Source organism: Chryseobacterium shigense (assembly GCF_900156575.1).
GTDB lineage: Bacteria > Bacteroidota > Bacteroidia > Flavobacteriales > Weeksellaceae > Chryseobacterium > Chryseobacterium shigense.
Window position 1 is genome coordinate 1 of record NZ_FTNY01000012.1, and the last position, 11,718, is coordinate 11,718.

At 32.4% G+C, this 11,718-nt stretch carries 17 protein-coding genes; 3 read left to right on the forward strand and 14 right to left on the reverse strand.

Annotated features, from left to right (window positions below):
* From BW964_RS21995 to BW964_RS22030, 8 genes are all read right to left on the reverse strand, one after another.
* On the reverse strand, nucleotides 1–235 hold a 235-nt coding region (locus tag BW964_RS21995), incomplete at its 3' end, for a hypothetical protein (RefSeq protein WP_139325915.1).
* Nucleotides 236–436: 201 nt separating this feature from the next.
* On the reverse strand, nucleotides 437–736 hold the full coding sequence (locus tag BW964_RS22000; protein ID WP_076510729.1) for a transposase: 300 nt from the start codon (nucleotides 734–736) through the stop codon (nucleotides 437–439).
* The gene (locus tag BW964_RS22005; RefSeq protein ID WP_073067011.1) at nucleotides 733–1,152 is read right to left on the reverse strand and encodes a transposase; all 420 of its coding nucleotides are present in this window, start codon (nucleotides 1,150–1,152) and stop codon (nucleotides 733–735) included. The genes BW964_RS22000 and BW964_RS22005 overlap by 4 nt, the downstream gene beginning before the upstream one ends.
* 160 nt (nucleotides 1,153–1,312) lie before the next feature.
* Nucleotides 1,313–1,621, reverse strand: a complete 309-nt coding sequence (locus tag BW964_RS22010) for a HigA family addiction module antitoxin (RefSeq protein WP_062703493.1) — start codon at nucleotides 1,619–1,621, stop codon at nucleotides 1,313–1,315.
* Between the two features lie 35 nt (nucleotides 1,622–1,656).
* Complete coding sequence (locus BW964_RS22015) at nucleotides 1,657–1,941, reverse strand: type II toxin-antitoxin system RelE/ParE family toxin (protein ID WP_062703495.1); 285 nt, start codon at nucleotides 1,939–1,941, stop codon at nucleotides 1,657–1,659.
* Nucleotides 1,942–2,072: 131 nt separating this feature from the next.
* Nucleotides 2,073–2,279 (reverse strand): hypothetical protein, encoded by a 207-nt coding sequence (locus BW964_RS22020; RefSeq protein ID WP_062703497.1) that lies wholly within the window; start codon nucleotides 2,277–2,279, stop codon nucleotides 2,073–2,075.
* Nucleotides 2,280–3,239: 960 nt separating this feature from the next.
* Nucleotides 3,240–3,686, reverse strand: a complete 447-nt coding sequence (locus tag BW964_RS22025) for a helix-turn-helix transcriptional regulator (RefSeq protein WP_076510731.1) — start codon at nucleotides 3,684–3,686, stop codon at nucleotides 3,240–3,242.
* A gap of 3 nt (nucleotides 3,687–3,689) precedes the next feature.
* Nucleotides 3,690–4,619 carry a replication initiation protein gene (locus tag BW964_RS22030; protein WP_076510733.1) on the reverse strand — a complete coding sequence of 310 codons (930 nt, stop codon included), beginning with the start codon at nucleotides 4,617–4,619 and terminating at the stop codon, nucleotides 3,690–3,692.
* Nucleotides 4,620–5,632: 1,013 nt separating this feature from the next.
* On the opposite strand from BW964_RS22030, the gene BW964_RS22035 reads away from it, so the two are divergent.
* Genes BW964_RS22035 through BW964_RS22045 form a run of 3 tightly spaced genes read left to right on the forward strand, consistent with a single transcriptional unit; the run spans nucleotide 5,633 to nucleotide 7,408 of the window.
* Nucleotides 5,633–6,040: a plasmid mobilization protein gene (locus tag BW964_RS22035; RefSeq protein ID WP_076510735.1), complete on the forward strand. Its 408-nt coding sequence runs from the start codon at nucleotides 5,633–5,635 to the stop codon at nucleotides 6,038–6,040.
* Complete coding sequence (locus tag BW964_RS22040; protein ID WP_076510737.1) at nucleotides 6,034–6,801, forward strand: relaxase/mobilization nuclease domain-containing protein; 768 nt, start codon at nucleotides 6,034–6,036, stop codon at nucleotides 6,799–6,801. The genes BW964_RS22035 and BW964_RS22040 overlap by 7 nt, the downstream gene beginning before the upstream one ends.
* 31 nt (nucleotides 6,802–6,832) lie before the next feature.
* Complete coding sequence (locus BW964_RS22045; RefSeq protein WP_076510739.1) at nucleotides 6,833–7,408, forward strand: hypothetical protein; 576 nt, start codon at nucleotides 6,833–6,835, stop codon at nucleotides 7,406–7,408.
* Between the two features lie 253 nt (nucleotides 7,409–7,661).
* Here BW964_RS22045 and BW964_RS22050 read toward each other — a convergent pair whose 3' ends face one another.
* The 6 genes from BW964_RS22050 to BW964_RS22660 form a co-directional block, all read right to left on the reverse strand.
* The gene (locus BW964_RS22050; RefSeq protein WP_076510741.1) at nucleotides 7,662–7,889 is read right to left on the reverse strand and encodes a hypothetical protein; all 228 of its coding nucleotides are present in this window, start codon (nucleotides 7,887–7,889) and stop codon (nucleotides 7,662–7,664) included.
* 342 nt (nucleotides 7,890–8,231) lie between these two features.
* Nucleotides 8,232–8,588: a transposase gene (locus BW964_RS22915; protein WP_076510743.1), complete on the reverse strand. Its 357-nt coding sequence runs from the start codon at nucleotides 8,586–8,588 to the stop codon at nucleotides 8,232–8,234.
* A 169-nt stretch (nucleotides 8,589–8,757) separates the two neighbouring features.
* Nucleotides 8,758–9,549 (reverse strand): hypothetical protein, encoded by a 792-nt coding sequence (locus BW964_RS22060; protein WP_076510745.1) that lies wholly within the window; start codon nucleotides 9,547–9,549, stop codon nucleotides 8,758–8,760.
* Between the two features lie 15 nt (nucleotides 9,550–9,564).
* On the reverse strand, nucleotides 9,565–10,350 hold the full coding sequence (locus tag BW964_RS22065; RefSeq protein WP_123912046.1) for a hypothetical protein: 786 nt from the start codon (nucleotides 10,348–10,350) through the stop codon (nucleotides 9,565–9,567).
* Nucleotides 10,351–10,379: 29 nt separating this feature from the next.
* On the reverse strand, nucleotides 10,380–11,201 hold the full coding sequence (locus tag BW964_RS22070) for a hypothetical protein (protein ID WP_076510749.1): 822 nt from the start codon (nucleotides 11,199–11,201) through the stop codon (nucleotides 10,380–10,382).
* 45 nt (nucleotides 11,202–11,246) lie between these two features.
* Nucleotides 11,247–11,718: hypothetical protein (locus tag BW964_RS22660; protein ID WP_167369809.1), on the reverse strand; the 472-nt coding region annotated here is incomplete at its 5' end.

Genomic DNA, 11,718 nt, shown 5'->3' on the forward strand with positions numbered 1-11,718 from the left:
CTGAAATTGAATTTGAATGATCAAATGCAACTGCACCTTTTGCAATATATAATTTAACTTCAGTGTTTGTATTTTGATCAACGACTAATGTTCCAGGTGTGATGTATAGTGTTGCATCTTTGGATATAAAAATCTGTGCATTAAAGAAAAAACATATAAATAAAAAAGCGACACAAAAACTCCTTCTAAAAATTGAAAGAATTTCTGCATCTGCTTTGCTTAATATAATTTTCATTTGTATTTTTTGTATAAATCAAATCAAGATTTAAACTCGCAAAGATAAGCGTTATTTATAGAAAATAAAAGAAAAATACATTAGATTGAACGTTAATATAATTTCAAAATAAAATCTAACTATATAGTGTGGTTAGATTTTTATTAAAAAAAAGATTAAAATTGTTCGCTCATACTAATCTACAAATAATTTTTTAAAAAATTATTTGTAGATTTTTTTATATTTTGTTATTGTATTTCTACTCATCTTAAAATGTTTCGCCAATTGAATGTTATTTAATTTATGCTTTTTCTGATAATCTAAAATTTTTAATATATCTGATCTTTTATAAGATTTAAATTTTTGATTCTCTGTTTTTTTTCCAAAAATAATTTCATTAAGTTTATTTATATCTATTGATGAAAAATTATCATTCAAAAGAATTGGCTTGCATTCATCAAGTTTTTCTGGATATTTTTTTTGAAGAATATCAAGATAGATGCGTTTATAATCTGGTCTCATTTTGAATATTTACTAATCCATTTATGTAATGTAGTCTTTGGAATTTTATATTTTTCTATTACTTCATTTTTACTCATTTCATCAGAGTTTATTTGCTCTAATATAAATTCAATGATCTCTTGTGTATAAATATTTTTTCTAAATTCCGGAAGTTTTTTTGATTTCAAACTTTCAGCATTGGTTCTTTTACTTGGTGGAGAATAAAGAATAAGATGTTGGCTATATATTCTGAAAAAATCATATTCTAGTAATTTGCTCCATTTCAAGAGCAACTCGGTGTCTAATGATTTTTGTGAGAACATATTTTCAACATCTGTTTTACTTATTTTAAAAAAATTGCAAGCCCTTTCAATAGAGAAATCTAATTCTTTCCATTTTACTAAGATTAAATGGCCTATATGTATATCTTTGTACATAAAATATTACTTTTTAAGTAACTGAATTTACAATTATTTTTTTATCTTTAGATTATCATTTCTGATGAGAGAGAATTATATTGTTATCTTAATTAAAGACAGTTTTTTAGAATTCTGTCTTTTTTGTTTATTTATAATATAACAAATTTATTATTAATATCTAAGCAAATTCGAATTTATCTAATTCAATATGCTTCTCTTTAAACTCTTTTTCAGCTTCTCTTAAATCATAAGAGGTTTGTAAGCGAATCCAAAACTCTGCATTACCACCAAAAACTTTGGAAATTCTTATTGCCATAATGGGAGTAATTACACTTTTACCATTAACAATATTGGATAAAGTGGGTCGTGTAATACCTAAGAGTTTAGCAGTTCTTTCAACAGTTAATTTATTGGGTTTAATAATCTGGCTCGAAATAATTTCACCAGGATGCGTATTGTGCTTAATAGCACGGATTAAAGGTTTCATATAATTAAAATTTTATTTTACAGTTTCTACAATTCTTAATGAGTATCTAATAAATCTAAATCATAAGCATTTTTATTTTCAAATCTAAAAATAATGCGATAATTACCTGTCACATCCACAGACCAAAAACCTTTTAATTTCCCCTTTAATGGATGCAATCTAAGCCCCTTAAAAGGGTCAAAATCTTGTGGTATTTCTTCAACATTATCAATAATATCTAAAATTTCACGTATTCTATCAACCATTTCTGAAGGTAATTTACTAACATCATCTTTCGTCCAGTATTTTTTTAATCCTTTATGCGTTATGGAATATATCATTACTTTTTGCTATTTGTGAAAAAAATTGTATGCTGTAAAGTTACGCATTACGTTTTGAATACACAAACTTATTGAAAAACGTACAGCTCTTTCGGCTTCTGTCTGTTCCTGTTCAAACCGCCTGATATCTTTTACATCCTGTTGGTATGATTGAGGAGTACTGTTGTAGTTCTGGAGAACTGAGGGAACAGTATTATTTTCAGATTGGTAAATTTCTGATCAGAATAATTCTGAAAAGTGGAGGGATTGGGATTTTCCATAGTCGGGAACTTAGGAATCTGGGCGAATCCCAAAGGGCCTAAACAGAGGAAAAAGTATTTAAAATAAAAATTTCTCATTGTGTGAATTGTGATTTTGGCGACAATTATAAATAAAAATATTCATTTCCGAAATAGGTAAAAAACCCCATATTTTTTCGAGTATTTTACGGTAAAACTATATCAGAACAGCGACAAAATGTGTCGTATTTTAAACTGATTCATTTCATACTTGATTTTTAGGCACAAAAAAAGCGTGGAACTATGTCTACTGCCTTAGAGGTACTGGCATACCCGAACACAAATAAACATAGAAACCCATGCCGGAGCGTGAGCATTGCATATTCTTGTGTTCTTTGAAAATGCCAGTTTTCTAAGACAAGAAAGCAAATGCTTTAATTTTTTACCGTAAATGTTATTGGTGCGAATTTAAGAAAGAAAAATTAAATATCCATCCAGTGAAATTTTTCAGCCGTCACTTCCTCAGACTTCTCGTTTTTTCAAAACGCTTGTCATTCGTTGCTCCTTAGTTCAAAATTTCTCAGGCAAAAGAATTGCGCAAAATTGGGTCAAAAAAATGGTGACTATTTTAATGTAACAGAACTTTTTGAAAGGTGGTGATACCTTGCGGAACAGACGGATATCAACAAAATTTATCTTTATCTCACAACCATGCTCCGAATGCGTCACAACTTTATTAAAAACTATACAATATACTTGCAAAGTCTTTATTCATAGTATTTGTAGAGAAAAGCAAAAACGTGTCCTTTCGGGAGAACTGAAGATTTTTTCTATTTGTTCCGGAAGAAATTAAGCAAAAACGATTTTCGTAAAAGCCGATTGTACTTTTGGAAAAATGGAACTATTTATTTAAAAAGAAAAATATATAAATATGAAAGATTTTATTAAACAATTGAAACCCCACCCTGTCGCAATAGTGGGAACGCTAATTTTATTAGCTGGAGTAATTATATACTCCGTAACAGTTAAAAAGAATGTAGAAGTTCAGATACCGGACTATTTTATTTTCAAAGCAACGGATTAAGGATTATCCAATCCTTTTTCCTTTGCTTCGATAAAGTTGCGTTCTTTCACACTGTCAATGAGTTTTTCGTGGATGTCTAACTGTCTATGGTAAGACATCCGGAAATATTCTATCTGAGATTTTAAACTTTCAAGATATTCTTGAGAGATACTTATTTGTTCTTTAAGAAATGGATATTCGGTAATACGTTTTTTAAACTCCTCATATTCTTCTTCAGTAAAATATTCTACATACGGAAACTCTGAATTTTCGGTGTCGCTTTCTGTCGTTGTTTTGTCGTTTTGGTGTCGCGATAATAGTAAATTTGCAATATCTTCAGGAATTGTAAATCCTTTATTATTAGGTGTTTTTAGGGTTTCTATAAGTGTCGCTATGTGTCGCTGAATTGTCCGTTCGCTGACGCCAAGTAGTTCTGCAACCTCTTTAGTTGTATAATTTTTCATAGCTTAATTTTTTACAGGAAGTATTCCTTTTTTCTGATATATTCCAATTAGATATCCGACGGAATTTTCAATTTTCAGTTTTCTCTGTCTGATCTTTTCGTTCAGTTCTGTAATTAAAATGTCAAAGTCCTTTTCTTTTTCTTTTCCGGCAATGAGTTCTGCCTGTTCCTGATTAAAACCATAGGTAACCAATTTTGAAGCGAATTTTTGAATATTTAGAGGTTTTTCAAAATCAATTTCTAACTGCTTAAACTTTTGAGAATTTATATGTATAGTTACCCATTCAAAAGATCTACCTTTCTTTTTAAGTTCAAAATCAATCTCAATATCTGAATTTTCATTAATTTGTTTTTTAGCAATATCTAAAACATATTCTTTGAACTGGCTTATTCTTTCAAATTGTTCATTCCCTTTTTTGTCGATCAGTCCGAGCATTTTTTTAAGCTCTACAATTTCAAAACGCTTACTTCCGATACTCCGCCATTGACAAGCAATGCCGTATAAGCGTTTTGCGTATTTCGAGGAACAATTTAAAACGGATTTTAACTGTAAAGCAGTAAAATTGTTTTTCAATTCAAAGAAATAGGGCAAGGCTTCGTCATTTAGTTTAACTGAAAAAGAACCAGTCCCAATTAAGTAATCAACTTTTGAGAATAGCCATAATTGAGAGATTTTTTTCGGAGTTTCAATTTCAAACATCCGAGAACCTATACTTTCAGTTGCTTCCCTTAGTTGTTTTAAATTCCATTTGCGCCCTGTTATCGCTTCGATATCATGAACATGGATAGTGTATTCCAATTTATCTTTTTCAAGGCAGGAAAGCACCATAAAAAGAATATCAAGCATACAAGCAGAGTAGTCATAGCGACCTGAAGTAATAACATTGTGTTGATAAATTAGTTTATCATTTTTGCTGACGTCCATTAATTCCATAGTATCAAGATTATAGCACAAATATATAAAAACCAGTAATAAAAACAATACTGTTTTATAATATTTGTTTTAACACTTATAAAAACTGGTTTTTCGCTTATAAAAACTGGTTTTTAACTTATAAAAACTGGTTTTTCGCTTATAAAAACTGGTTTTTAACTTATAAAAACTGGTTTTTAAAATTGTAAAACACTATATATTAATCAATTACAAAGCCTTAAAATAACAAAATAAGAAAGATAATAAATATTTTAAAAAATACGTTTGTTCAAAAGGACTTTTAGGTTTTCTATTGGAGCGAAAATTTTTCCTGTCATTGTGTCATGTGCAGAGTGGAAGAAAAACAAAAAGAGCGAAAACCAGTTTTTCTCAATCGGCTTGGGCGGGCGGTTGCTATGTCATGCATAATAATTTATGATAGATAAATTCTATTAAACATGTGATCAATCGATGAGCTGTCGGGCGAGTGATCAGAGCGATATTGCTTCCGGAACAGGCTTCATTTTTTCTCTTCAGCTTTATCTCTTTGGACTTTATTTTTGCAGAATGTTTGGAGTGTTTCAATTTCGGTTCCGGAGTGATGAGCTGATCTGAAGTATTACTTTTTTTAAGTCATTTAGTAATTTGTAGAGCTGGGCGATCTTCCGGAATGTAAGGGAGCTGTACCTGTAAAAAATGTGGCTATGTTGCATGATAAAAGGAAATTATGTAAATTAGCGTTAAAAAATATGTAATTAGTAAGGGCAAGTAGTACCTTTTGACGTCAAAAACCTACATCTACGCTCCGCTACGATTCCGATTTTCGCCACAAAAGGACAACTTGGTTTATTCCTATCGTCATAAACGGACAAACCAACCGTTAAGGATTAGAGTACACCTTTACAAATTTTATAGTCGGAAAAAACAAAGGAGAAAAAATAAAAGCTCTCCATTTTGGAGAGCCAGTTGATTAAAAATTTTCTAAATCAGAAGAATAATTTTTGAACTGTAAAAATAATAAAACAGGTTTAATTATGGAAGATCAAAATACAGAAGATTGGGAAGCATTATTTGCTGAGGGATTTGAGCAAATTGATAGACAAAACCAATATCGAGAACGAGGAAAACTCGGAGGTCGTCCGAAACTAAACGCCCCAAAATCGGAGCGTTTAGCGCTTCGTTTTACGGTGCAGGAAATGAAAAAGCTAAAAGAAAGAGCGGATAAAAAAAAGCTGAAGCTCACCGATTACAGCCGAATAATTCTGCTTGAAAAAGAACTTCCGGACTATGAAAAAAACATTATGCTGACGGAATATGCAACGAATTTCCGGAGAATCGGAAATTATATGAAAAAGGAAATTTTCACGCCTGAAGAAAGAGCCGGACTGCTCAGGGAGATCGAAGAAGCGATCAAAGGAATTAAAGGACAGGTAAAATGGTAATATCAGCATCCACGAGAAATGTAAGTTCCAAATCCATCCAGTACCAACAGAGCGACAAGGAGCAGAGTGTGGAAGTCTGCCGGAACGGACTATCCGGAGAGAAGCCGAAAGAGCTTTTTGAAGAATTTAAACAGGTTGCCGATCTGAATACAAGAACAGAGAATAAATACGTTACTGCTGTGATATCACCCCCAAAAGAATACAGTAAGGATTTAAGTCTGGAGGAATGGGGGAAATTGGCAGAGGACTATTTGAAAAAGGAGGGAATCGGTAATAATAATCAATACTTAGTGCATCTGCACCAAAGTACGGATGATAAGCACCTGCATATTATCGCAAACCGCATTGATTATTACGGTAAAAATCAGGTAACGAGCCATAAAATAGGGGAAAGAGCATCCGGACACGCTGAAGTATTATCGAAAGAGCGGAACTGGAAGACCGCACAGGAGATCACTGGAGAGAAGAAAGCGGAAATTAAAAATGTGCTTCTTCAGGAAAAAGGACAGAGTAAAAGCCTGAGAGATTTAGTAGACCGCATGGATAATCGGGGATATATTATGCAGATCAGCGAGAACTCCAAAGGCTTAAACGGGGCAAGGATCATCCCGAAAGCCGATATCAATATGAATCCTTCCGTTTTGGAAAAAGTAACGAAACAGGGTTTTAAATTAAGCGATATCGACCCGAAACTAAAGATTAAGGAAATCGCCTTAGACCTTGCAAAAAGCATCGGAAAAGACAGAGGAATGTCAATGTAAAGAATATAAACAGTAAAAAAATATTACCATTATGGAAGATCAGAACACCAATCAAAATGCAGGTTCCGGACGGCTTAACCCAGTGGAGCTATTGGAACAGCTCAAAACCACAACGGAAGCCCTGCACAGGGAATCCAACAACTTAAACTCCGGAGTTTCCGGCATGGATGAAAAACTGAGAGAAAGCAGAGAGCTGATCGATCACAGCCTGAAAGAACTCAGAGAAAGCGTTATGGATATCAAGGTTGGGATCTCTCCGGAAGATCTGAAGAAACTGGAATCGTACAAAGACTATTTTAAGCATTATAAACCTGTGCTGTATATTTCCCTGTTTGTCATGCTCTCAGGTTGGGGATTGGCAATTTTCGGGGCATATTCCGGAATAAAATATTATAAAGAAAGTGTACGCACCAAACAGGAGATCAGGGGCGAAGTTCTTCAGGAAATTAACCAGGGCGGAAATGTAATTGTAGAAAAATCAAAATGGGATAGCTATGTAGAACAGTCGCAGGTTCTAAGGGCGTGGCAGAAGTCGAACCCGAAAGACAGTAAATCATTAGAGGTCTATTATAAAGGCTATCAGGATTTCAAAAAAGGGAAGAAATAAATTGTTTTTTCCGACTATTAAAGAGTTTGATGGCGATGGTAAAAAATTGCGCATAAATCGGCTTCGCCTACTCATTTATGTTGAGGAGAATTATAAATTCTCTCAATATAAATTCGGAAAAAAAGATATTTTTTATTGCAGGGTTATAAAAATTACAACATTACGTTTCTCCAAAATTTCCTAACCAGTGTGAATTTTAAGCACATAAAACTCCTGCAAAATGCAGGAGTTTTTATTATTCCAAATAAGCTATCTATCTGTCTTTTAACTTAGAAAAATAATTTTTTGCTATATTAACTCCAACAGAAAATACCAAACCTTTTATGAATGCCCAAAATATTATTTTGTTCAATTCACCTTTTGTATAACTTGTGTCATTATAAAAATTAATATCAATAAGGAGCATAATCATCATCATTCCTAATGCTCCTAATAATATTACTCCTATTCCTTTTAAACTCATTAATTTTTCTTTTACCATCTCCCCAATCAATTATTTGAGTAGGAAGTTTCGGATGTATTTGACAGGATTTAAATGGTCAGTTTTGCAGGATTCTACAATCTGAGTAGATCCTTTTCAGAAATATTAAAAAATAATCTTCCTTGCGGAGTTGTAGTGTCTATATAACATCTACCAATTAACAAAAAAAGGTGAGAATTTTACTCACCTTAAAAAACTTTTGTTCTATGCAAATAATCTATTAATTATTTCCCAAATCATAAACTTATTCCTAGTATGTTATCTGAAAATTTAAACTAGTTTCAGTATGTAAAAGTTATAACATATTATGGTTGTGGTTCCCAAAAAGACCATGTTTTGCCATTAAAAAAGGCAAGACGTTTTTTGGGAGTTGGGCCAGTTCCTGTTACATAAACCATCATTCTTGGTGCAGGTTGCGGTATATCGTTTACATTCTGTACCTGTGGTAAAACCATTGCTTTTTCTAAGGATTCTAATACTAAAACACCATCTGCATAAGAACTCGTTGCTCCTATAATTACCTTTTAATTTTGATCTTCGGCAATGTTTGCCTTCTTTGTGAAGTTTTCGCCAATTAATTATACTTTCTTTGCAAATCCCTAATTCTTCAGCTACCGAGGATACATTGCCTCGCTGCTCACTTAAAGATACTGATTGGATCTTGAACTCTAAACTGTAATTTTTTCTGATGTTTTCCATACTCTTAAAGTTAAAGAGTATAAGAATTGTGTCTTAACAAAGTTAGCAACTCCAAAGATTTATTGTAACTTCATTAAAAATATTTTTATATGAGTTTTGTTGTGGTACTCTTTGAGCATACATTTTCATGCCTAATAAAAATAGCTTTGTTCTTTATTTTCAGAATAGATTAATTAGTTGGAATAGCGTATATGTAATTTTCATAGCTTGATGTACTAAAGTTCCAGTTTATATCTTTCCCATAAGAATCTTGTTGTACATTTTGGATTAAAATATATATCGTTGTGTTGTCATTAGGCACATCTATAATATTAAAACCACTGATGAAATTGAAATTCTGAGAGTAACTTCGAATCATATTTCCTCCGAAATTGTTTGCGGAATTACTAACATAAGAAAATTGAGTATTGGTGATGCCTGAAGTAGTATCAGAAAGATACAGTTGCAACCAATAAGGATTGACATTAGTATTCGCATCAACACTATTGAGCCTAATACTTAATCCAATGTTTACAAGCCATCTTCCTTTATTTAAAACAATAAATCCATTAGTAAATTTATTTTGTGTTGCTGTATTATCCGAAATTATAGTTGCAGCGGGACTAAAACTACCATTTACAACATATTTAAAAACAGGAATTGTCTGCCAAGTACCAACTCCAGCAGCATCACTTACCAAAACCTTTCCCACACCTTCTGTTCCATCAACAATCTTAATTGCTCCAGCTGTTGTGGAATTCAATTCTAATTTTGTACTCGGTGAAAGCGTACCAATACCAACATTACCTGTTGCCGTAATTGTAAGATCATCACTAAAATTAGAAGAAGTACCTCCAACTATGGTATTTTTTCCAGCATCTACATGAAAAACACCTTGAGGATTTGTAGTGCCTATTCCCACTTGCGAAAAGGCAAAAGAATTTATTAATAATGTACAGCTATATAAAATATATTTTTTCATTTGTTTGAGATTAAATTAATTACCCTCTAATGGAATTGCATAAAAATAGTTTTCCCAGTTACCTCCACTAAAATTCCAATTTATAGCAGGTGTTGTACTGTAAATATTTTCAGCTAAAACCCAAAGTTTTGTATTCTGATTAACTCTAATAACTGATGATCCACTGATAAGATTTGCATTTCCAATATTCAATGTTTTACTGGAGGTCATTAAGCCCGCATATCCTGTGTTATTCCCACCACTCCCTAAAAAATCAAAAGTTGTTTTGGTTCGGCTTCCGGTAGAATCGGATAAGTAAAGATGAAGCCAATAAGGGCTTACATTATTACCCATTTTAAAGGTTGCACCAAAATTCACCACCCATACTCCAGGAGTTAAATCAATTGATACACTTAGATTCTTTGTTCCACCTGTATTATCTGATGAGATAAATAAACTACTATTCCAAACCCCTAAAACTGTTGGTTTGATACTGCTTTGTTGATACCACGAACCTACACCATTTGCATTACTCATTAAAAATGCATTTTGCTTTTGTGTACCATCAACAATTTTTACTGCACCGGGAGTTGTGTTATTAATTTCTAATCTTTTGCTGGGTGTAACAGTTCCTATTCCCATATAACCTTGAGATGTAACCACAACATCATCTGATATATTGGCTCCTGCCACAGTATTTTTTGCAGCGTCAATATGTAAAACTTGCTGAGGATTATTTGTTCCGATACCAACTTTTCCACTTTGAGCAAAAATTAAGGAATAAAGGAATAGAGAGACTATATAAAGTATTTTATTATTCATTGATTTCATTTTTATACTTGTTTGGAAATCTAATTAACAGGAATTGCAAAGAAAAAATTTTCTGGTGAGGATGTGTTAAATTCCCACTGTCCCGTATTTTCTAATAACAGATATAAAGTAATTGGAGTGGTAGAGGTAACATTAATAATAGATGTTCCCGTAAAAAAACCTTTCCCGTTACTCGCAGTGCCATCACCGTAAATGACACTTGCATAACCAGTAGAATTGCCTGCTGGTCCTAAATTATTCCATCCTGTATTTGAGCGTGTCGTACTTGAAGAAGATAGATTAGCATGGATCCAAAATGCGTTGCTGAGTGTTGCTGAAGTTGACAATCTTAGCCCTACATTCACAATCCATTTACCAGAAGTAACTCCAGAAAGTGAAAGATAGCTATATGTTCTGTTACCGCTTTGCAAATATCCACCAGTGCCATCCACTGCTCCAGTTACGGAAACTTGTTGTGGAGTGCCATTATAGGTCCATATCACTGGAGATTTAAATGAATTGGGTTTAACCCAAGTTGCTAAACCATCATTATCGCTTATTAGATATTTACCCGCGCCTTCATTACCATCTTTAATTTTGATGGCACCATTTGTGGCACCATTGTTAATCTCTAAACTGGTAGTTGGAGCAGTAGTACCTATTCCAACCCAGCCTGAATTTTGCAAAACTACCACATCGTTTGCCTGTTGTGCAGTAGATATTGGTGTTGAGGTATTTTTGGGATTATCTTTATTACCATCAATATGGAGGATTCCTTTAGGATAGGCTGTTTCTATGCCGACTTGCGAAAAAATAGATACGCAAAACAGCATATAAGTTGATATTAATATTTTTTTTATCATTGTTTTTAAGACAATTATTTAAATTTTTTTATTGTTTGAAATTTCTTAGATAATGTAGAATTTCGGAGGTGGACGAATTGCGAAATATCTTGTAGATTTATGTATGTAATAATCTGCTTTATACGCAATGGTTCTTTGTCTTTTTGACAAAAACTGTTGAGAAATGTAAAAAATACTTTGATGAACAGTAGCTGATTTGTAGGTATTGTTAGATACAGGAAGAAATAAATTACCGTAATTTTTATTTGTGTTAAAGAAGAAATGCAACCGGTCTATTAATGTTACAAAATATTGACTCTTAATTTCTTTTGCTACGGATTTGCTTTGTTTAGCTTTATTTATTTCTTTTATTTCTTTCTTTTGAAAAACCAGTTTTCTGTTTTTTACATTTTTTTTCTTTAGAATATCTATATTCTTATTTCCTGAAATTGAATTTGAATGATCAAATGCAACTGCACCTTTTGCAATATATAATTTAACTTCAGTGTTTGTATTTTGATCAACGACTAATGTTCCA